Source organism: Pseudonocardia nigra, assembly GCF_019396355.1.
Taxonomy (GTDB): Bacteria; Actinomycetota; Actinomycetes; order Mycobacteriales; family Pseudonocardiaceae; genus Pseudonocardia; species Pseudonocardia nigra.
On the sequence record NZ_JAHKRK010000025.1, the window covers coordinates 19836 to 39753 of the forward strand.

General features: G+C 71.0%; 20 protein-coding genes and 4 tRNA genes. 13 read left to right on the top strand and 11 right to left on the bottom strand.

Features of this window, described 5'->3' with window-relative positions; translation table 11 throughout:
* Positions 1-63 precede the first annotated feature (63 nt).
* The 4 genes from KME75_RS09265 to KME75_RS09280 form a co-directional block, all read right to left on the bottom strand.
* Positions 64-135: transfer RNA gene (locus tag KME75_RS09265), tRNA-Val, on the bottom strand.
* 28 nt (positions 136-163) lie between these two features.
* Positions 164-685, bottom strand: a complete 522-nt coding sequence (locus KME75_RS09270; protein WP_308282662.1) for a TIGR02611 family protein — start codon at positions 683-685, stop codon at positions 164-166.
* The gene (locus tag KME75_RS09275) at positions 574-1458 is read right to left on the bottom strand and encodes an anti-sigma factor domain-containing protein (protein ID WP_219414169.1); all 885 of its coding nucleotides are present in this window, start codon (positions 1456-1458) and stop codon (positions 574-576) included. The genes KME75_RS09270 and KME75_RS09275 overlap by 112 nt, the downstream gene beginning before the upstream one ends.
* Positions 1455-2126, bottom strand: coding sequence for an RNA polymerase sigma factor (locus KME75_RS09280; RefSeq protein ID WP_219414170.1), 672 nt, complete (start codon positions 2124-2126; stop codon positions 1455-1457). The genes KME75_RS09275 and KME75_RS09280 overlap by 4 nt, the downstream gene beginning before the upstream one ends.
* 227 nt (positions 2127-2353) lie before the next feature.
* Between KME75_RS09280 and KME75_RS09285 the strand changes: the two genes are divergently transcribed.
* The 4 genes from KME75_RS09285 (at position 2354) to KME75_RS09300 (ending at position 3189) form a co-directional block, all read left to right on the top strand.
* Positions 2354-2782: an SsgA family sporulation/cell division regulator gene (locus KME75_RS09285; protein ID WP_219414171.1), complete on the top strand. Its 429-nt coding sequence runs from the start codon at positions 2354-2356 to the stop codon at positions 2780-2782.
* 103 nt (positions 2783-2885) lie between these two features.
* Positions 2886-2958: transfer RNA gene (locus tag KME75_RS09290), tRNA-Gly, on the top strand.
* Between the two features lie 83 nt (positions 2959-3041).
* Positions 3042-3113 (top strand) — tRNA-Cys (locus KME75_RS09295).
* A 1-nt stretch (position 3114) separates the two neighbouring features.
* Positions 3115-3189: transfer RNA gene (locus KME75_RS09300), tRNA-Val, on the top strand.
* Positions 3190-3309: 120 nt separating this feature from the next.
* Here KME75_RS09300 and KME75_RS09305 read toward each other — a convergent pair.
* The 3 genes from KME75_RS09305 to KME75_RS44830 all read right to left on the bottom strand — a co-directional run bounded on the left by KME75_RS09305 (position 3310) and on the right by KME75_RS44830 (position 5618).
* Positions 3310-4656, bottom strand: a complete 1347-nt coding sequence (locus KME75_RS09305; RefSeq protein ID WP_219414172.1) for a site-specific integrase — start codon at positions 4654-4656, stop codon at positions 3310-3312.
* Entirely contained in the window at positions 4653-4832 is a 180-nt protein-coding gene (locus KME75_RS09310) for a helix-turn-helix domain-containing protein (RefSeq protein ID WP_308282660.1), read from the bottom strand. The genes KME75_RS09305 and KME75_RS09310 overlap by 4 nt, the downstream gene beginning before the upstream one ends.
* 657 nt (positions 4833-5489) lie before the next feature.
* Positions 5490-5618, bottom strand: coding sequence for a hypothetical protein (locus KME75_RS44830; RefSeq protein ID WP_281424473.1), 129 nt, complete (start codon positions 5616-5618; stop codon positions 5490-5492).
* Positions 5619-6744: 1126 nt separating this feature from the next.
* Here KME75_RS44830 and KME75_RS09315 point away from each other — a divergent pair.
* The 9 genes from KME75_RS09315 to KME75_RS09355 all read left to right on the top strand — a co-directional run bounded on the left by KME75_RS09315 (position 6745) and on the right by KME75_RS09355 (position 15452).
* Entirely contained in the window at positions 6745-7062 is a 318-nt protein-coding gene (locus KME75_RS09315) for a hypothetical protein (protein ID WP_219414173.1), read from the top strand.
* Positions 7059-7328 carry a hypothetical protein gene (locus KME75_RS09320; protein ID WP_219414174.1) on the top strand — a complete coding sequence of 90 codons (270 nt, stop codon included), beginning with the start codon at positions 7059-7061 and terminating at the stop codon, positions 7326-7328. Before KME75_RS09315 ends, KME75_RS09320 begins: the two co-directional genes overlap by 4 nt.
* A complete protein-coding gene (locus KME75_RS09325) occupies positions 7325-7960 on the top strand; it encodes a DUF8175 domain-containg protein (protein ID WP_219414175.1) in 636 nt (211 codons plus the stop codon). The genes KME75_RS09320 and KME75_RS09325 overlap by 4 nt, the downstream gene beginning before the upstream one ends.
* Positions 7948-9075: a TrbL/VirB6 family protein gene (locus tag KME75_RS09330; protein ID WP_219414176.1), complete on the top strand. Its 1128-nt coding sequence runs from the start codon at positions 7948-7950 to the stop codon at positions 9073-9075. Before KME75_RS09325 ends, KME75_RS09330 begins: the two co-directional genes overlap by 13 nt.
* Positions 9072-10559, top strand: a complete 1488-nt coding sequence (locus tag KME75_RS09335) for an SCO6880 family protein (RefSeq protein WP_219414177.1) — start codon at positions 9072-9074, stop codon at positions 10557-10559. The genes KME75_RS09330 and KME75_RS09335 overlap by 4 nt, the downstream gene beginning before the upstream one ends.
* Positions 10556-11980, top strand: coding sequence for a putative type IV secretion/conjugal transfer ATPase (locus KME75_RS09340; protein WP_219414178.1), 1425 nt, complete (start codon positions 10556-10558; stop codon positions 11978-11980). Before KME75_RS09335 ends, KME75_RS09340 begins: the two co-directional genes overlap by 4 nt.
* Before the next feature lie 95 nt (positions 11981-12075).
* The gene (locus tag KME75_RS09345; protein ID WP_219414179.1) at positions 12076-13818 is read left to right on the top strand and encodes a type IV secretory system conjugative DNA transfer family protein; all 1743 of its coding nucleotides are present in this window, start codon (positions 12076-12078) and stop codon (positions 13816-13818) included.
* Positions 13815-14333 carry a DUF4913 domain-containing protein gene (locus tag KME75_RS45730; RefSeq protein ID WP_219414180.1) on the top strand — a complete coding sequence of 173 codons (519 nt, stop codon included), beginning with the start codon at positions 13815-13817 and terminating at the stop codon, positions 14331-14333. Before KME75_RS09345 ends, KME75_RS45730 begins: the two co-directional genes overlap by 4 nt.
* Before the next feature lie 6 nt (positions 14334-14339).
* A complete protein-coding gene (locus KME75_RS09355; RefSeq protein WP_219414181.1) occupies positions 14340-15452 on the top strand; it encodes a VldE C-terminal domain-containing protein in 1113 nt (370 codons plus the stop codon).
* Positions 15453-15496: 44 nt separating this feature from the next.
* On the opposite strand, the gene KME75_RS09360 is transcribed toward KME75_RS09355, so the two are convergent.
* From KME75_RS09360 to KME75_RS09375, 4 genes are all read right to left on the bottom strand, one after another.
* The gene (locus tag KME75_RS09360) at positions 15497-16021 is read right to left on the bottom strand and encodes a hypothetical protein (RefSeq protein ID WP_219414182.1); all 525 of its coding nucleotides are present in this window, start codon (positions 16019-16021) and stop codon (positions 15497-15499) included.
* Positions 16022-16542: 521 nt separating this feature from the next.
* Positions 16543-16731 (bottom strand): MerR family DNA-binding transcriptional regulator, encoded by a 189-nt coding sequence (locus KME75_RS09365; protein WP_219414183.1) that lies wholly within the window; start codon positions 16729-16731, stop codon positions 16543-16545.
* 851 nt (positions 16732-17582) lie between these two features.
* Complete coding sequence (locus KME75_RS09370) at positions 17583-18605, bottom strand: ArdC-like ssDNA-binding domain-containing protein (RefSeq protein ID WP_219414184.1); 1023 nt, start codon at positions 18603-18605, stop codon at positions 17583-17585.
* 33 nt (positions 18606-18638) lie between these two features.
* A complete protein-coding gene (locus KME75_RS09375) occupies positions 18639-19820 on the bottom strand; it encodes a bifunctional DNA primase/polymerase (protein WP_308282661.1) in 1182 nt (393 codons plus the stop codon).
* Positions 19821-19918 lie beyond the last annotated feature (98 nt).

A 19918-nucleotide genomic window follows, 5' to 3' on the forward strand; every position in this document is an offset into this window, starting at 1 on the left:
CCGCTGACCCGGGAAGCACGAAACCCTCCCTGTCCATGCTGGTCAGAGAGGGTCTCGCGGCTGTGGGCGATACTGGGATCGAACCAGTGACCTCTTCGGTGTGAACGAAGCGCTCTCCCCCTGAGCTAATCGCCCCTTGCTGTCTTGCGTTGAAGACCTTACATCACCCGAAGAACGGGCTCTGCAACCAGGTCCACTTTCCGAGCCCGACCCAGCCGGCGCCCAGGTACAGGGCGTTGAGCAGGTACAGCGTGGCCAGCACGACGAGGCCGGTGGCGGCCAGCACGGCGAGCCGGACGACGAGGGACTGGCGGCCGAGCCAATGCGTCCAGGCGTCGTACTTGCCGCGGGCGAACCCCAGCAGGCGCTTGGCCCAGTGGAACTCGGTGGCGAGGATCGCCAGGCCGGCGAAGACGACGAGCCAGCCCGGTCCCGGGTAGGGGATCATGACGACGCCCGCGGCGAGCACCAGGCCGCCCAGGACCGCGACGCCGACCCGGTAGGTGCGGCGCAGCGTCGGCTTCTCCTCGAGCCGGGCCCGGAAGCCGGGCCGCTGCTCCTTCTCGGTCGTGCTCAGATCTCCACCTGCCCGCTCGCGATCACACCGGACGGCGAGGCGGGAGCGGTGCGACCCTGTTCGATCGAGATCGCGTAGAGACTGAAGCCGTCCGCCTCGCCCACGGATCCTACCGGCCGCAGGCCCCGCTCGGCGGGGGCGACGTCGAAGGTGCCGACAGCCTGCGGCGTGGTGTCGTCCGGGCCGGTCATACCCCAGAGGACGTATGTGGTGTTGTCGGTGGCGTTCGGCTCGAGCCCGAGGGGCATGACCTGCCGCTGACCGTCCGCGACGAGCACGGCTGCGACCGTGGTGCCGTCCTCGGCGGTCAGCAGAGCGTGCTGGGCGCCCGGCTGGTCGACCATCCGGAGGAGGTCCTCGAGGCTCTGGGCCTGTGCGATCTCGGCGTCGCGCTGCTGCTCGAGCTGCGCGGTGCGCACGGCGAGGCCGCCGACGGTGAGGACGGCCGCCAGCGCGAGCGAGGCCGCCAGGATCCGGCGGCCGCGGCGGGAGAGCCACGAGCGGGCCCCGGGACGCCCATCGGCAGGCCGGGTGCGGTCACGGCGGTCCTCCGCCCGGTGTCGCGGGGCCGGATCGCCGGCACCGGCCTGGACGGGAGGCGGCGTCTGGGCCCTGGCGGGCGGTTCCGTCACCGACGGGTGCTGAGGCGTCTCCGCGGCGCGGGCAAGCAGGTTCTCGCGCAGCGACGGCGGCGGGTCGACCTGCTCGACGGCGGCGCCGAGCCCCGACAGCACCTCCTCGGCGTCGCGCACCGCCTCCTGGCACGACGCGCACTGCGGCAGGTGCAGCAGTACGGCCATCTCCTCGTCGGGTTCGAGCGCGTGCAGCGCCCACGCGACGGCCTGTTCGTTCATCGGGCAGGAGTCCTGGTAATCGTTCATCGAGCACCACCGGTGATGTCCGCGGTGAGCTCGCCGAGCAGCGGGCCGAGGACGCTGCGCAGCCGCTGCACCCCGGTGAACATGCGGGACTTGACGGTGCCGAGCGGTACCCCGGTGAGCGCGGCCACCTCCCGCTGGGTGTAGCCGCCGTAATAGGCGAGCGCGAGCGCCTGGCGCTGCTCGGCGGGGAGTCTGCCCAGCGCGTCGCGGACCTGGCTCGCCACGACCGCGCCCAGCGCGGCCTGGTCGGCGCCGGGGCCGGGTGGGGCCGACCACTCCTCGCCGTCCTCGGCGGCCGGGACCGTGCGGCGGCGGATCGCGCTCTCGCGCCGGACCGCGTCCACCGACTTGTGGTGGACGAGGGTGAGCAGCCACGTGCCGAACGCGCCGCGGCTCGCGTCGAACCGCTCGGGGTTGCGCCAGAAGGCGAGGAAGACCTCCTGCACCACGTCCTCGGCGAGGCCCTCGTCGGCACAGATGCGGCGGGCCAGGGAGTAGGCGGGCCGCCCGTAGCGGTCGTAGAGGTCACCCAGCGCCGACTGGTCCCCGTCGAGGATCCGCTTCACCAGCTGCTCGTCGGCAGGGTCGTGGCCGCGGGCCGCGGCGGAACGCGACGGTCCCCGGCCGCGCCGCTCAGGCGGGCCCGGGGTCTCGGCGACATCGGCCACCAGGGGAATCCTCACGTCATCGTCTTCGCCACAGCGCAGCGTCCGGTTCACCCTAGTCCGCGCGGCGCGCACCACGTCGCACGCGTCGGATCCGGGCGGGCACTGCCCCGAGCGGGTGATCTCGTCCGGCCGAGCGGAGGCACTTCGTCCCTCGACCCGTCACATCTTTGCGACACGGTCGTTTTTCCGCATGACGAACCCCGCGGGACCATGAAAGAGGACGCACGATGCGCGACGAGCACACGGTCATCTGCTCACCGGCGGTGTTCGAACTGATCGCCCCCGACGCTCCGGTGGTGCCCGTCAAGGTCGACTTGACCTATCACAGCCGCGACCCCTACGCCGTCCAGGCGTCGTTCCGCACGGGGAACGGCACGGCGGTCGACTGGGTGTTCGCCCGCGATCTGCTGCACGACGGGCTGATCGCACCCGCGGGCACCGGTGACGTACGGGTGCAGCCGATGCCGTCGAACCCGAACCGGGTGCAGCTCGAGCTGTCGTCGCCGTCGGGCCACGCCGTGTTCACCACGTGCGCGCAGACGCTCGGTGACTTCCTGCACCGCACCTACGAGGCGGTGCCGCCGAGCACGGAGTACTCGTGGCTCGACTTCGACGTCGCACTCTCGGACCTCCTGAACGACCCGGCGCGCGACTAGACGCAGGTCAGAGGCTCGACGCGCGGAAGGCGGGGGGCGGTTGAACCACCCGAAACCGCTGCGCTAGAGTTCTCCCATCACCGTAGCGGAGACGCTGCGACAGGCGGACGTAGCGCAGCTGGTAGCGCATCACCTTGCCAAGGTGAGGGTCGCGGGTTCGAGTCCCGTCGTCCGCTCGGAGGAACCTCGGGTCCCGTCGGACCTCCACGGATCGGATTCCACGGCATCTCTGCTCCACAGAGGCGCTCGGAGGATTTCCGGCGGAGTGGCCGAGTGGCTTAGGCAAGGGCCTGCAAAGCCCTGTACGCGGGTTCGATTCCCGCCTCCGCCTCGGGCGATTAGCTCAGTGGGAGAGCGCTTCCTTGACACGGAAGAGGTCACTGGTTCAATCCCAGTATCGCCCACCACCGCGGAGGGCCCCCTAACCAGCAGGTTCAGGGGGCCCTCGGCTTTTTTCGGGACGACGAGACCACGGCCGCACCCGGCTCCTGTAAACAGATCGGTAAACATCACCGATCCGTGCCCGTTCAGTCGGGCGGAGGCAGGAAGAGCCCGGCGATTCGCTCGGCCGCGTCACGGTCCAGCTCGGGGATGTCCGCGGTGTAGACGTCCAGCGTGAACGCGACCGTGGCGTGACCCAGTCGCGAGCTGACGATCTTCGGGTTCACCCCGGCCCGCAACGCCATCGTGGCGTAGGTGTGGCGCAAGTCATGCAACCGTATGACCGGCAGTCCCGCCTCGGATAGCAGGCGGCCGAACTGCTCGGTGACGGTGTCCGGGTAGATCGGCCGACCGTCCGGCCAGCAGAACAGCAGCCCGTGATCCTGGTAGTCGCTCCCCCACATGGCCCTCTCCTCGTCGAGAGCCCCGGCGTACTTACGCAGGGCGGCGACCGTCACGGCGTCCAACGAGATCAGCCGACGGCTACGCTGCGACTTGCCGGTCGAACGCTGCATCCGGCCGTCGGCGGTCACGTGCGTGGTCACCAGCCGCAGCGTCCCTGCCTCGAGATCGAGTGCACTGCGTTGAGCGCCGACGACCTCGGACCGGCGCATCCCGGTCGTCGCGAACAGCAACCACATTGCGTAGAGCCGGTCGTTGCGAACATGCTGCAGGAACGCGGCCAGCTGGGCCGGCGTCCACGTGTTGTGAGGGTTCTTCTCGGCCCGAGGCGGAGACGCGGAGGCCGCCGGGTTGTCGGCGATGTAGCGCCACGTCACGGCGTCTCGGAGGGCCCGTCGGAGCATCACGTGCACGCTGGCGACGGCCTGCGGCTTCAGCCCGCCTGTTTCGGCCGACGGGATACGGCCAGCCCGGTAGCGGCGGATCGCGTTTGCCGCGGCCGATCGGGTGACTCCGGCGTGGGCTGCCAACGCGGCCGAGGTCAGGTGCTCGCCGGATCTCGATGCGGACAGCCACCGCTGGTACATGACGGAGTTGGTGTCCGGGCGGGCGCGGCCGGACACCAGCAGGTGGCGATAGAGTGCGTTGACGACCGCTGTGTCCACGTCTTGGAGCGGCCGTGCACCGATCGAGGGAATGACGTAGGCCCGGGCGTAGGTCGCGTACTTCGCGAAGGTCGTCGGCTTCACGGAGGCCTGGATCGCGACGAGCCACTCCGTCAGGAACTCCTCGACCGTCCGGCGTGACGGCTCGACGTAGGTCCGGCTCCTGAGTTGCGCATTAACCACGGCGAGGGCGTCCCAGGCCGCTTGTTCGGTGTCGAAGCCAGACTTGGACCGCTGGCGCCGCTTGCCCGTCAACGGATCGGGTTCGAGGTCAACCATGTAGGCCCAACGGCCGCCGCGCTGATAGACGGTTCCTCGCAGACCCCGCGTGCTGCTGGTCCGCTTCTTCCGCGAGCGTCCGCTCATGCGGACTCGATCATGCTGCGGAGACGGTCACGTACCACGTAGATCCGGCCACCGAACCGCTTCACCGGCAGTAGGCCAAGCTCGACGTAGCGGTACGCAGAGGCTCGGCTGATCCCGAGCAGCTGGGCTGCGCGCGGCACGCTGATCAGTACCGGTAACCCGTCGAAGTCCTTCACACCGACCCACCTCGCCCCACCCGACGGCTCCAGGCGGATGCACCTCAGGCTGACGTTCGCCGTGGTCGGCCACGTGTCCACAACGTGGTCACCAGCTCGGCGGCCATGCCGAACGAGACCCGAGGTGGCTGGTATCACCGGTGTCCGGGTGTTCGGACTGGTGGTCATCATGTGATCACCGTGCAGCACCAGGGCACGACGAGCGGTGCTACATCGGCGAACTGTGGACAGGTCACCGCACATCAGCTCAAAGAACCCAGCCGCCTATCAACATCCGCTTGACAGCGGTCCGCGACTTGACAGCTACCGGCTGGCGTCTACCGCACGTCGAAGATGGTATCAGGGCCGTTACCACACCGAACGAGGCCGCGCCAGAGCCCACTACCGCTGCCGATCCGCTGGGGCGCGACCGATGTGCCGGATGTGGATAGGTCGAGCATCAGCTGTGTCATGACGCGCCGCGGTGCTGCCGGCCGTGGGAGCGCGGCGACCTCCACCACGAGAGCAACGCCAAGCTTGACGAGGGCGGCCCATACTCGGCTGGTGACGGCCGCCGCGGGGCCTGCACTTCTCCTTCCGCGGGCACGACCGCAACGCTGCCGCCCGCCTCACGATCTGTACCCACCGCCTTTCGATCACGGCATGCAGGTGCCGCCTCTACGAATGGCTCCCGAGGTCGTCGATGAGTCCCTTGGCGCGACCTGCGGCGTCGAGCGCCAGTCGACTCGTGCGGTCGTCGCCGGTGTCATGTAGGAGGCGGTGGATGAAGTCGAGATCGAGTTGCATGCGCAGGAGCTCCTGAACGAGCTCACGAGAGAGCCGCCCTGTGGGTGGTGTCGATGTCGGGGTCGTACCGCGCGACTGTTGAGGCCCGTGCCCAGCATCGCCGTCATCCCGATCGCCGGCGGCACGATCTGTTGCGTGCTGTGGCGCCAGCGATCGGCGATCGTGGGGGTTCCCCGATCCACCGCCGCCAGCCGATACATGTCCACTCCCCAGACGGTGGAAGCGGGGTGGTCATGCACGTGGTCCTGACGTGGCCAGTACGTGGTCAGCAGTCGAGGGCGGCCATCGCTGCACCCGTCCGGGCGGTGCTGCACCGTCGCGCCTGCGCGCGTTTCCTCGGCTGGTCGTGGTCACATCTGCCGCCGTTCAGGCTGGCCGCCTTGCGAGCGCTCCGGTCCCGGTCGCGCGTTGCCGACTGGCGGGCTGCGCGGGACGCCCCGCACCCTTCCTCGCCACCGGGGTGGCGGGGCGTGCGCCGTCGTCGCTGAGCACCCAGCAGAGCGGCTCGCGGTTGTTCTCGTGTGACCAGGCGGGCACTGGTCCGTCGGCCATTCGCCAGTAGGCCGGCTGCTGCGGACTCGCCTTCTGATCGCACATCGGGCAGACCAGCTGTTCAGGGTCGGGCCAGCGCCCGGATGCGGCGGCGGACACGGTCGAGATGATCTCGCGCTTGATGAATCCCATGCCGGAGCTCCTGAGTCGAGGCCAGACGCTCGAAAGCATTGCGGCGCGTATCGCGCAGGGCGTGGTCATTGCGTGGGTCATGGCGTGGTGCGGCGTGGTCGCTCGGGTGACCACGCGCGGGACCACCGGGAGACCACGGCGCTGGTGAGTCTCGGCGGCGACCGATACCGCCAACCCGGGAGCGCAGATCATGACCGGCAGGAGTGGGCATCCTCCGCGTTCGAGCTCACTCGTGGGCGGCGCGGGTGCGTTGGCGCCGACCGTGTCCGGGGTCGCGGGTGGTGTCGGCACGACCACCGTGGCTCGCGCGATCCGAGGGTTCGACCGTGGTGTCTTCACCGGGCGGCCGACCGACGTGCTGGTGTGTCGCGGTACGGGTGACTCGCTCGTGCGTGCCGCCCGCGCGGCGCAACTGATCGCGTCCGATGGTCAGCGTCCGCCGGTGGTGGCGGTGACGGCCGCGGATGCGTCCTGGCCGAGCCGTCCGGTCACGGCTCGGTTGCGGCTCCTGGAGCCGCACACCAGCGCGGTCGTGGTGCTGCCTTACGTGCGGCGGTGGCGGGACATGGCCACCCCGCTGGACGACCTGCGCGACCTGCTGGCCCGGCCGTTGACCGAGCTGCCTCGTCAGCTGCGCCGCTATGCGGCCACGGCGCGCGAGCTCCACACGGCGCTCGGCAGCCCGCCGGTTCCGCCCCGCCCGCCGACCCGATCTCGGGCCGTCCGGCCCGCTCCCTTCGTCGAGAGGATCCCACGATGACCGCGCCGCACGCCGCTCCCCCGAACCCCGCCCCGTCGCCGCCACCGGGCCTGGATGGCCTGGCCGACCAGCTGCTGGGCTGGATGAAGTGGGGTGTGATCTTCGCCGGGCTCGTCGGCCTGCTGATTTGCGCGATCATGCTGATCCTCGGGCGCCGTAATCGGTCGGCGACCGCCTACGAGGGACTGGTCGGGTCCGCGTGGATCCTCGGCGGGCTCGGTCTGGCCTCGGTGGCCGCCCTCATCGTGGGCGCGTTCCAGCTGTGAACGCCCGGGCCACGCAGTGGCGGCGGAGCGTGCTCATCGGGGGCGGGCTCGCCGTCGTGATGATCGCGATCGGGGCGATCGGCTTCCTCACCCGCGACAAGCCGGCACCGACGACGCCGGTTCCCGGTCCGGTCGAGCTGAGCCTCGTTCCCGGCGGTGCCGCCGTCGAGTCACCCTCGCATGGGCCGTGGCGGCGCGATGGCGGGCGCAGCGCCGGGTTCGCCCATGACGCGCTCGGGGCTGCGATCGCGGCGAGCAACATCGCACCGCGCATCACCCCGGCCGCCGGTATCGAGGTCGCCGAGGCCACGCTCGCCCAGCAGTGCTACGGCGACACCACCACCGCGATCACCCAGCTGCGGGCCGCGCTGCCCCGCCCGAACTCGCCCTCCCAGGACGCGCTCGTGCCGCGAGCGCTCTACTACCGGGTTCTCGCCGGCGACGCCACGGGCGAGCAGGTCGTGGTGTCGCTGCTGGCCGAGACTCCCCAGGCCCGGGTCCTGGGAGGGCTCTCCCGCGTCGACGCGACGCTGCGCTGGTCCGACGGGGACTGGCGCCTACGCGTCCCGCTCCCGCGTCCTTCGGTGCAGGACGACACCGCCGGCTACACGCTGCTCGGGTGGACGTCGTGACCGCCGCGCCCGCACAATCGCCGCCGCAGGAGTGCGGCACGTTCGACCTCGGCTGCAAGGCCGGGGAGGCGATCTCCTCGACGTTCGATTCGCTGGTGAACCAGGTCGCGGAGGGTGCCGCGGATCTCGTCGTCACCACCTCGACGTGGTGGGCGGAGACCGACAGCGTCAACCCGGCCGATTCCGCGGTGCTGGCCGCCCAGGACGTCACCGCGCCGCTGGTCGCTGTGATCCTCGTCGGTTCGGTCCTGGTCCAGGCCATCCGGTTGATCATCTCCCGCAAGGGCGAGCCGCTAATCTTCGTGGCCACCGGCCTGTTCCGCTATGCCGCCGTGTCCGCGCTCGGGATCGTGCTGTTGCAGAGCGCGCTGCGCGCCGGTGATGCCCTGGCCGCCGACCTGCTGGGCGACGCCGCGAACAGCTTTGCGCTGCTCATGCGGGACGCGTTGACAACGAGCAACGCCGGAGCGTTCGTCATCCTGCTGGTCGCGGTACTCGCCGCGCTGCTCTCGCTCGTGCAGTGGGTGCTGATGGCGATCCGCCAGGCCGGGCTGCTCGTGCTGGCCGCGCCGCTGGCCGCGTCCGGATCGCTGACCCGCTCGACACGCGGCTGGCTGGAGAAACTCATCCCGTGGGTGATCGCCCTGGTCGCCTACAAGCCGGCTGCGGCGTTCATCTACTACATCGGCTTCTCCTACCTGTCCACCACGAACTCGAACGCCCCCGGCGAGATCTCCACCATGCTCACCGGGTTGATGGTGCTCGTCCTCGCGGTGATCGCCATGCCGATCATGCTGAAGTTCTTCAGCTGGTCCGGCATCCAGATCGGCGGCGCCACCGGGGGCGGCTCCGGGTTCCTCGGCGCCGCCGGTGCGGTGGCGATGGCCCGCGGCTACGGCCAGTCCAACGCGGTCCGCCGCGCCGCCGCCACCGAGGAGTCCGGGCCCGGGTCGCAAGGCGTGCGCCCGGCCCCGCGACCGCCTGGGGCAGCACCCTCGGCGGCCCGCGCCGGGCTCGGTGTCGCCGGAACGGTCATCGCCGCAGGTGGTGCCGCTGCCCGCGGTGCTGCCGGGCGGATGAGCAGCGGACCACCCGAGGCAGGTCCGCCGCGATGACCCGCCACGACACCGACGCCACCGGCCCGCGCCTGTACGGGAACTGGCGCGCCGAACGCGGATGGGGCATCGGCAGCCTGTCCACCAGCGCGACGATCACCCTGTTCCTCGCCATCCTGCTGCCCCTGCTCGCGGTCTCGACCGCCCCGGGCGCTGCCCTGCCGCTCGCCGCGGCGGCCGCGGTGGTGGTCGCGGCCGTCGTCATACGCGTCGGTGGAACCAGCGCCGCCGATGTGCTGACCCGGCGGGTGCGGTTCCACCGCGCCCGCGCGGCCGGGTGGACCGAGCTGTCCGCCGGGGTGCTCACCGAACACCCGCGGGGCGTCGATCTGCCCGGGGTCCTCGCCCCGCTGGTCCCCCTCGGCGTGGAGGACGGCCGGGGCGGGCGGCACGCCCTGCTGTGGAACCGGCGCGCCGGCACCCTTTCGGCCGTCCTGCGCTGCTCCCCCATCGGCCTCGACCTCGCCGACCCCGACCAGACCGACGCCTGGGTGGCGTCGTGGGGCGCGTTTCTCGCCGACCTGGGATTCCAGCCGCTGGTCCGCCATGTCGCGGTCACCGTCGATACCGTCCCGTCCAGCGGCGCGACGGTGCACGACCACGTGGCGCGCGAGCTTGACCCCGGCGCGCCCCCGCTGGCCCGGTGCGTGCTCGGCGAGCTCGCGCAGATCACCCCGGCCACAGCGGCAGCGGTCGACGTCAGGGTGACGATCTGCCTCGACCCGAACCGGGCCACCCCGAAGCCGGACGACCTGTTAGCCGCCGCCATCGAGGTCGCCCGCTGGCTCCCCGGCCTCGAGACCGCCCTCGGCGCGTGCGGTGTCGCGGTGCTCGGCCGCGCCGGCGTCGGCTGGCTCACCGGACGCATCCGCGGCGCCTTCGACCCCGCCGTCCACTCCGACGTGACCCGCACCGGCGAGGCCAGTGAGGTGCTCGCCTGGGCCGACGCCGGGCCTGTCGCGGCCCGCGAGAGCTGGGACCACTACCGCCACGACAGCGGCCTGTCGGTCAGCTGGGGACTGCGGGAAGCACCACGGCAGGCGGTCGGGGCGAGTGTGCTGGCCCCGCTGCTCGCGCCCGGACCGTTCGCGCGCCGGTTGACGTGGCTCTACCAGCCCTATCCCGCAGACCAGGCCGCCGCGAAGGTCGAGGCCGAGGTCACCTCCGGGCAGATCCGCCGCGCCTGGGCCGCCCGAACCCGCCGCGACGAGACCCAGCGGGAACGCGACGACCGCGATCGCGCCCTGCAGTCCGCCCGCGAGGAGGCCGAGGGCGCCGGTGTCGGCCGCTTCACCGTCTACATCACGACCACGGTGCAACACGACGGCGACCTCGACGCTGCCGTCGCCGACGTCGAACAGCGCTCCGGGCAGGCGAAGCTGCGCCTGCGCCGCCTGCACGGGTCGCAGGCCGCCGGTTTCGCCGCCGCGCTCGGCCTTGGAATCGACCCCGCCGAGCTCATTGCACACCGAGGAGGCCGATGATGAACCCCGCCACGCACGCGCGGCCCACCCGGCGGGGCTGGGGATGGCCGGTCCGCGGCGGGGGCCGCGCCGCGCACGTCGAACCGGGCACCGCGTTCGCCGGCACGACCAGCCAGCTGTGCGGGCTGTTCCCGTTCGCCGTGTCCTCCGGATCGGACGTCCGGGGCGTGCCGGTCGGGCGCCACCTGCACACCGCCGAACCCGTCGGCCTCGACCCCGCGCACTGGCTGCGCGCCGGGCTCGTGTCCAACACCGGGGTCTGGGTGCAGGGCCAGCCCGGGATCGGGAAGTCCTCCATCACCAAGCGGATGGTCACCGGCCTGGTCGGGTTCGGGATGCGCGCCGTCATCCCCGGCGACGTCAAAGGCGAGTACACCTCACTGATCGACGGGCTGGGCGGGACCGTCTGGCGGATCGGACGCGGCATGCACACCCTCAACCCGCTCGACGCCGGCCCACTGCACCACGTCCTCAAGCAGGCCGTTGGCAGCGAACGCCAGCGGCTCACCGAAACCATCCGGGCCCGGCGCCTGTCCCTGCTCGAGGCGCTCATCTCGATCGTCCGCGGCCGCGACGCCGACCCCACCGAGCGGCGCCTTCTCGGCGCCGCGCTCGACCTCGCCTCCGGCGCCGATGAGCCGGTCATTCCCGACGTCCTCACGGTCCTCACGGCCGGAAGCGGCCCGCTGCAGGCCATCGCCGCGTGCGCTGGTCCCGCCGAATACCGCCGCCTCACCCGCGAGCTCACGAACACTCTCGGGCTGCTGTGCGAGGGCGCGATCCGCGGCCTGTTCGACCGCGAATCCACGGTGACGGCCGACATCAACACCCCGGCGCTCTCGCTCGACATCAGCGCCCTCGACGCCGACGACGACGAGGTGGTCGCCGCGGCGATGCTGTGCTCCTGGGCCTGGTCCTCCGGGCTGATCGACGCCACGAGCGCCGACGGGCAGCCGCGCAACGTCGTGCAGGTGCAGGACGAGCTGTGGCGGGCCCTGCGCGTCGCCCCGGGGCTGGTCGAGAAGTCCGACCGCATCACCCGCCTCGGCCGCCACCGCGGCGTCGTCTCGTTCCAGGTCACCCACTCCCTCGACGACCTGGAAGCGCTGCCCACCGAATCCGACCGCGCGAAAGCCCGCGGGATGGCGGCCCGGAACGGCATCCTGCTGCTCGGCGGGATGGCCGAAAAGGAGCTCGACGGGCTCGCCCGCATCACCTCGCTCACCGACGGTGAGCGCAGCCTCATCACCTCCTGGGCGGCACCGCCCACCTGGCACACCGGCCGCGCGCACCCGGGCCGCGGCAAGTACCTGATCAAGTCCGGGCAGCGGATGGGGCTGCCGGTCGCGCTCACCCTCACACGTACCGAGGCGGCGCTGTACGACACCGACCAGGCGTTCCGCCGCGGGGCAGTCTCGTGAGCCGGCCGCCCGGCGGCGCCCTCCGCGAGGCCACAGCACCGCTACTCATCATCGGGGCGGTCGGCTTCCTCGCTCTGCTGGCCTGCGATGTGTGGGTGGCTGTCGGCCTCGCGACGAAGATCGGGGCCGGACGCTGGTCGCCGCCTCCTTTCGACCTCGCGCTACCGCTCGAGCTCGCCCGCGGAGCCGGGCAGCTCCTGCCGGCCGACGCGTCCCACCCGGTCTTCACGAGCACGCTCATCGCCCTCGTCGCGGTCGAGGTCGCCGGGATCGTCTCCGGGGCGGTCCTGCTGATCCATGCCCGGCCCGGCGACGTCCGACGGCACCTCCTGCGCCGGCACCGTCTCGGAGACCTCGCCGGAGCGGACGCGGATCGCAAGGCCCGCGAGCTGCGACCGTCACTGGACGAGAACGAACCGCTTGCCGGGACGGACCGCGGGATCCGCCTGCTGCGCATCGACGGCCGCGACGTCTGGATGTCGTGGGAGGACGTCGCTCTGATCATCATGGGGCCGCGGTCGAACAAGACGAGCGCGATCGCGGTGCCGGCGGTGCTCTCGGCACCCGGGCTGGCCGTGGCCACCTCGAACAAGGCCGACCTTTGGGCGCTGACCCGCGGCATGCGCGGCAACGCCGGCCCGGTCTGGACCTTCGATCCGCAGCAGATCGCCTACAGCCCGCAGACCTGGTGGTGGGACCCGCTCCGATCCATCCGCGAGGCATCCGACGCCGGCCGCGTCGAGGCGGCGGCCCGGCTCGCCGGGCACTTCATGGGCACCATCGGCGGCACCCGGCGCGACCCGTTCTTCCATGCCGCCGGGGAGCAGGTCCTCATCGGGACCCTCCTGGCCGCAGCACTGTCCGGCGGAACGCTCCGCGACGTCCTCGATTGGCTCCAGCAAGGACGGCGCGACGCGATCACCGCCCTCGACCGAGCCGGCGCGGGCATGGAAGCCGCCGACCTCGAAGCCAGCCTGGGCGGAGCCGAGGTCACCACGAAAGGGATCTTCCAGACCGCCCGCACCGCCACCAAAGCACTCACCTCCGAGCGCATCCTGCGCTGGATCACGCCACCCGCGACTTGGCGCGAACCCGGCACCGACGGGGACGAGCTCGATCCCTGGACCGTGCTCGCCCACGCCCAACGCGGCCCGGCCACCCTCCACCTGCTGTCCAAGGAGGGCGCCGGCACCGCCGCACCCGTCGTGGCCGCCCTGGTCGACCGGATCCTCGAGGTCGCCGAACTTCTCGCCCAGGCCCGAGGCGGCCGCGTGGACCCGCCCGTCGTCGCCGTTCTCGACGAGGCCGCCAACATCTGCCCGATCCGGCAGCTGCCGCAGCTCTACAGCCACTTCGGCTCCCGCGGCCTGCAGGTGATGACCATGCTGCAGAGCTACCAGCAGGGCGTCGGTGTCTGGGGCAACCAAGGCATGGACGCGCTGTGGTCCGCCACGACGATCAAACTCGTCGGCGCCGGCGTCGACGACCACGCCTTCCTGCAACGACTGTCCGGACTGATCGGCGACCACGACGTCGAAAAGGTGGCGGTCAGCCACGACCGGACCCGCGGCCCGTCCCGCCAGTACTCCACCGCACGCCAACCGATCCTCCCCGCCTCCGCGCTCCGGGCGATGCCCAAGACGCAGGCCGTGCTGCTATCCACCGGACGCCCAGCCGGCCTGGGCGAGCTGCGCCCCTGGTACCGGGAACGCGCAGCCATCGACATCGACGCCTACGCCGCCACCGCCCTTCAGGAGCTTCGCGCCGCCGCCGTCGACGCCCTCGGAGCGCGCAACCCCGTGATTTCGCCCCTCAATGAGGCAGGAGCCATGCCGTGACCGAGGACTCTCATCGAGCCACCACCGAGCTGCAGGCACGCGTCGCCGCGCTGGAAGCCTGGCGTGCCCACCAGTCCGACCTGCTCGACGAGCTCATCAACGGCCGCAGCGAACCAGCGGACGCGCCGCTCAACCAGGAGCCCACCGAGCCGACCGAGCCGCCCGAGATCACCGAGCTCGACGGCGACGCGCTGATCGAGTGGGTGCACACCACCGTCACCCCGGTCATCGCCCGCCCCCTCCGCGGCGAGATCAAATGGTGTCCCCAATGGTGGGAACACCCCGAGGCCGTGTTCCGGTTCGCGGCACTGCAGCGCGCCTGGACCGAGCTGGCCGGCGAACCGGGCGCCGCCCTGTCGATCTGGATCCGCGACCACCTCGACCCCTGCCTGCGCGAGCTGCTCAACCCGCTCGGCCCGTTCGCCGACTGCGGCCACAACGAGCGGTACCGGGCGATCAACGCGCACACACCGCTGGCCACGCTCCCCACAACCGATCCCGCCGACATCCAGTGACGCGACGTGCGCACCACCGCCGGCCCCGTCTCGATCATCGCCGCCCTGCTCCTGGCACCCATCCTCCTGATCGGTCTGCTGGTCGGGGGTGCCGCGCTCATCAACCAGCCCGGCGCGACCGTCGACCGGGCCAAGATCCCGCCACTCGCCGCCGACCTACTCCCCGAGCTCGAACGACTCATCGCGACCAGCTGCCCGGACCTCCCCGTGCCCTGGGCGGTGGCGCTGGCCCAGGTCGAGTCGAGCTGGAACCCACAGGCGTTCAACCCTGACGGGCGAGCAGCCGGGCTGTTCCAGATGACCGAGCCGAGCTGGACCGCGGCCGGCGGCGCGCCATGGCCGCAGACGCCGCCAGCGGCGGACTCCGACATCATGCAGCCGCTGCCGCACCTGCAGCACGCCATCCCCTGGATCTGCGACAACCTCCGCACCGTCACCGCACACGTCACCGCCACGAGGAAGCCGATCGATCCCCTCGACGCCCTGCTCGTCTGCCACATCGCCGGGTGCGGCCGCGTCCTCGAGTCGGCGTCGGGCACCCCGACCGCAGGGGAAGCTGGCTGCGACGCAGCCTGCGCACGCACCATCGGGCACTACATCTCCACCGTGCACGACACCGTCACACGGTTCACCGCCCCAGCCGGACCCGTGCCGATCAACGACCTGCCCCGACCCACCGCCTTCGCCGGAAGCTCGCGGGGATGCGTCGAACCCGATCCTCAGGGGCGCGGCTGCCTCACGCCCGCCATGCGCCATGTACTCGATCAGCTCCTCGCGACGTTCGGCCCTCTTCGCTCATTGACCTGTTGGGACGAGCACGCCTGGAACCCCGACAGCGACCACCCGCACGGCCGCGCCTGTGATCTCTTTCCCGCTCGCCCGGGAGAGTTCCCCACGGGAGACGCGCTCGTGAGCGGATGGCGCATGGCGAGCTGGCTGCGTGCCCACGCTCGTGATCTGAAGATCAGGTACGTGATCTGGCAGGGCAGGTTCTGGTCCCCGACGACACCCGACCGGGACGGTTGGGGCCGCCCGTACACCGGCGGCGGAATCTACGACGTGCAGGACCCGACCGGAGGGCACTACGACCACATCCACGTCAGCGTCGCCCGAGAATGATCATTATTTCGTCGGATACAAGCAGGGCGGTGCCCCGCGGCGTGCTAACCGACCAGCCACAGGAGGCGGACGCGACCGCTGCGCAGTTCCCGCACGAAAGCGATAATCAGGCCCACGGACACGGTGACCACCAGAGCTGACATCCACAACCAGATCGTGCCGTCCGCGTGCGCGGGTGCGGTGTCGAGCGACGCAGGACGTGGCCCCCAGCGCTCGGTCAACTCTTTCCGGCTCAGCTCCGTCGTGCGCGCCCGGAGGAACTGCGGTTCCTCGGCCGAGCGGTAGATGGTGACCTTCAGCGCGTCGAACGCCGCCGCCTCCGCATGCCAGGCGGCGGCGGCGAGCACGTCGACTGACCGGCTCGCGGGCAACAACTCGGCGCGCCCGGGGCTCTCGCCGTGGATGCACTCCCGCGCAGTGATCCAGAGGACGTCCCGTTCATCGATCTGCCGATGTTCGGCCCTCGCGTCCGCGCAGCCGGCCACGACTGCGGCCTCGATCGCGCCAGAAGTGCCGCAGGCTGAGACGAGCGCGACAAGGCAGGCGATGAGCACGCCGAGCTTCATCATTTGCGTAGCATGACGGCGTCTCCCCAGGCAGAGCGGCTTCCAGCCTCCGCCTGTGGACAACTTTGAGGGGGAGTCACTAGCACCTCGTTGGCCGGCTCGTCGAGCCATTCTCTGGTGCGGTCCGGCGTGACGTGGAGCCCGTACCGGTCCCAGCGGAGCCACCCGTGGTCAGCCAGGTGCCGTGGCGTGTTCGAGGACGTCCCAGATCCGACGGGGCCCGCCTGGACGACGTGACGGCCAAGGCCGGGATCGTGTCGCAGCGCCATGAGCTGCCGTGGCCGGGCAGAAACTGCCGGACATACAGGCGCCTGATCCTGGTCAGCTCGACCGAGCCGCACGTCCGCGCATCACTCCCGCCCGTCGCTGACCGTCCAGCTCGACGGCCAGCGACGCGTTTGGGAGATCGGCGGTGTCGAACCGAACGGCCGTGCCCGCCGCTCGAAGCGCGTCCACGACAAGGTCGCGGTGGTATCGCTGGTGCTGGCGCTGATGATTCGGAGAATGTTCCCGAGTTGGGACGCTCACTCGTCCGGTGGTTGCAGCTCACGGAGCTGGCGGCGGACGTCTTCCAAGATCCACCGACGATGTCCGGAAGGCAGGGTCATCTCCGGGGTGACGTAGCCGCGTTCGGCATACCGGACAAGGGTACGAGTCGAGATGCCAAGCCGCCGCGCCGTCTGCGCCGTGGTCAGCAACTCCCGCTCCGCCATGTTGACGACGTTAGGTCACTAGCGGTCTGAGCTGCCGGTACTTGGCTGACTCGCGGGGTTAGTCATCATCTGGCCGAGTTGGCCGACTTTGCTCTACAGTGTGGCCGTCTGCCCACAACGCAGGCGGCCCCGACCGGGCGCGGGAACGCCCGGTCGGGGCCTTGATCCACACTGCCAAGGAGTGCGGACCCGTGCGCACCGTACAGAGATCGCCCGACCCGTTCACCTCACTCGCCGTCGCGCTTGCCGAGTGGCCCTCACTCGTCCAGCGCGTGCTCGCCGCCCACCCCGCGCGGAGGTCCGGCAACGTCTGTCCCGGTTGCTCCATGCCGGGCGGCCGGACCAGGATCAGCGCCCCGTGCGGGCCGAGGAACGTCGCGCTCCTGGCGCAGCGCATAGCGACAAGGGGCCAGTCATGAATCACTACTGGCCTGGCGCACACCAGGACAGCCCCCCGCACCGACCGGTGCCGGTCCACCGCCACCGACGCGTGCAGCTACTGCTCACCCTCGTCGGTTTCCTGCGCGTCCGCGTGTGCGGGCTGTGCGGGTCGCTCGTCGTCGCCGACGCCGCGCACCAACACGAGCGCGTCCACAGTGTCGAGTTAGGCACAGCCCGAGACAGGCAGCGCTGAGACAGCCGCACTGCCAGGATCACCTACCGACGGCCGGGAGGTTTGCTACCCCCGGCCCGTCGGCCTGTCCGGGACGGCCGTGGTGCACGCGGGCCGTGCACGCCTACCCGCAGGTTCTCGAAACGGCACGCATGCTCGCGGGGACAGAACGGCGCCAGTCCGACACTCTGGTGAGCTTCGTGAACTGGCTCGGCGTCTCGCCGTAGGGCTTCCGCTTCTAACGCTGAAGCGCGATCGCCGCTGTGGCCGGGGAACAAATCAAGCTCGGCTGCGCGCGCTCGGTTGGCCGGTGCGCGGCGCCGATGCGCCGAGCATTCTGCTGCGTCCCGGCCGCGGCCGTCTTGTCGTTTCGCTGCGGGAGCACGGCACCGAGGATCTCGGCCGCGACCCGGTGGACAGTCGCCGCGGCGGCGCCGATCACTTCCGGGTCACCGCGGCTCCATCCGGCGACGTACGGTACGGCGCTCGCGGTGCTGTCGAGGCCACACGCTGTCATCACGACGTAGGCGATCGACTCCGCCTCGGTCTCCTTCTGTGCCCGGCTGATGTCGCGGGAACCGTGGTCGGCCAGGACGTGCCCGAGCTCGTGAGCGAGGACTTCCGCAGCGTGCGCACCGGCGATGTCGGGCCGGACCGAGACCATCCTGCGGCGGTGGTCCGTCCAGCCGTGCTCCTCACCATTCGCCGGATGCCGCGTCAGCGCGTACCCTCTCGCCGCCACGAGATCCGCGAGCGCGTCCCATACGCCGGGCGCGTCGTCGCCTGTAAGCCAGCGCGGTCGTGGCGGCTGCGGAAGCGGTTGACCGTCGGTCTGGGCGAGATCGAAGACGTGCGCGACCCGGACGCCGTACATCCGTCGACCTGGCGCCATCTCGGCTCCCTCGTCGGCGCCGTGCGCGACGAGTTCCTCGTCGGTGATCCGCCGTTTGATCGGCGCGAGGATCGCGAACCCACGCTCCCCCTTGCGCACGGTTCGCCCGAGCTTTCGCCACGTGTTGAATCCGGCGACCTGACTCAGCGTCATGCCACGCTCCTGAGCCTGCATCCAGAGCAGAAGCATGTTGCGCGGGCTGTAGGAGTGGAACTTGGCCGCCGAGCGCAGCATCGCGGTCCATTGCTCACCGGTGGTCAGTTCTTCAACGGCGGTGACCAGGCGTTGGGACAGCGCGTCGACTCGTGCTGCACGCTCCTCAAGGGTCAGCCGGGCGGCAGACTGCTGGCGGCGGGGGGCTGGGGGCATGGCGGATCTCTCCTCGATCCAGCGGCGGCAGGATCAGCGCGTCAGGCTGTTGGGCCGGCCGCGGTGCGGTCCAGATCGGACTCCGGCGACCGTCGCGCGTCGCAACGCGGAGCCGATGGTTCGTTCGACCTCGGTGGCGTCGAAGCCGCTCACTCCCACGTGGCCGGCAGCCGCAGCGCCGAGCGCCGACCGGACGTCGGCCTCGGGGAGCTGTCCGGCCGCGACGAACCGCCCGAGGCGGGCAGCAGCGCGGAACAGAACGTCGTTGCGCGTTCCGACGGGCGCGTGCGCCACGCGCTCCGCTTCGCCGCGCACTGCTGCCGCGACGTATGCCGAACTGGGCTGCAGCATCGGGAGGTTCGGAGTGCGGCCCTGTGCCCGGGGACGAAGTCGATCGAGCAACCAGTCGGGCAGCGGCTGCGGTTCGGCGGCGCAAACGACCCGATAGCGGCGGCCTTGGATGATCGAACCTGGTCCCACGACGTATCCGCCGGTTCCCCGCGTGTCGATGTGTGTCCCGAGCATGCCTGCGGTGTTGCGCAGGTCGACGCCGTCGGGCAGCCGGAAATAGAGGTGCTGGCCGCCCGAGGGGGTGTTCACGGTCCGTGTGTCACGAGGGATGGACGCGTCGGCCTCGCGGGCGATCTCGGCGAGGACCTGACGCCCGTGGGGAAGCCCGATCCGGTCCGGCGCATCGAGGTCGACGACGAGCACGGAGGAGTCCCCTCCAGTTCTGACGCCAATGTTGAATGGTGCCGCTCGCCACCAGTGACGGACGAGATCGGGATCGCGCGTCGCCCGGTCCTGCCAGCCGCGGCCGAGCGCCGGGAGCTTGCTGCATGGCCGGAGTGGGAAGACGGCCATGCCCTGCTCGACGATGCCCAGCGCGGATCGCACGAGATGCCGGTCGCGTGTTGATGCCTCAGTCATGTCGCCTCCGTCCCTGCGATGCGACACGCTCCCCCCGGGCGTCGATCGGGACGTGGTCCCTGGTGGGCGACCACGATCGCGACGACCACGGGCGGCGTAGCTGCCTGTGGTCATCACGTGGTTCCTCCGAGCGAGGTTCTCCGAAACGCCCACGGCTCGATACCCCGTCTGGTAGGCCAATCGCAGGCACGGAACTACGCAGAGGCAGCACGACGGCACAGCACTCAGCGCTGACCACGCGGGGGACCACGGATCGACCACGCCCCGTACCACGATCGACGACATGACTTCAGTCAGGTGGTCATGATGAAGACGCCCTGCCGCACGACCCCGGCTCGCACCGCTGCCGCTGCCGTCATCGCGGCAGGCCTCCTGGCCGCAGC

Bases quoted from the DNA above. Each gene is read 5' to 3' on its own strand.
- KME75_RS09275 (WP_219414169.1), bottom strand. From the start codon at position 1,458: ATGAACGATTACCAGGACTCCTGCCCGATGAACGAACAGGCCGTCGCG.
- KME75_RS09285 (WP_219414171.1), top strand. From the start codon at position 2,354: ATGCGCGACGAGCACACGGTCATCTGCTCACCGGCGGTGTTCGAACTG.
- KME75_RS09305 (WP_219414172.1), bottom strand. From the start codon at position 4,656: ATGAGCGGACGCTCGCGGAAGAAGCGGACCAGCAGCACGCGGGGTCTG.
- KME75_RS44830 (WP_281424473.1), bottom strand. From the start codon at position 5,618: ATGCAACTCGATCTCGACTTCATCCACCGCCTCCTACATGACACCGGC.
- KME75_RS09320 (WP_219414174.1), top strand. From the start codon at position 7,059: ATGACCGCGCCGCACGCCGCTCCCCCGAACCCCGCCCCGTCGCCGCCA.
- KME75_RS09335 (WP_219414177.1), top strand. From the start codon at position 9,072: ATGACCCGCCACGACACCGACGCCACCGGCCCGCGCCTGTACGGGAAC.
- KME75_RS09340 (WP_219414178.1), top strand. From the start codon at position 10,556: ATGATGAACCCCGCCACGCACGCGCGGCCCACCCGGCGGGGCTGGGGA.
- KME75_RS09360 (WP_219414182.1), bottom strand. From the start codon at position 16,021: ATGATGAAGCTCGGCGTGCTCATCGCCTGCCTTGTCGCGCTCGTCTCA.
- KME75_RS09365 (WP_219414183.1), bottom strand. From the start codon at position 16,731: ATGGCGGAGCGGGAGTTGCTGACCACGGCGCAGACGGCGCGGCGGCTT.
- KME75_RS09370 (WP_219414184.1), bottom strand. From the start codon at position 18,605: ATGCCCCCAGCCCCCCGCCGCCAGCAGTCTGCCGCCCGGCTGACCCTT.
- KME75_RS09375 (WP_308282661.1), bottom strand. From the start codon at position 19,820: ATGTCGTCGATCGTGGTACGGGGCGTGGTCGATCCGTGGTCCCCCGCG.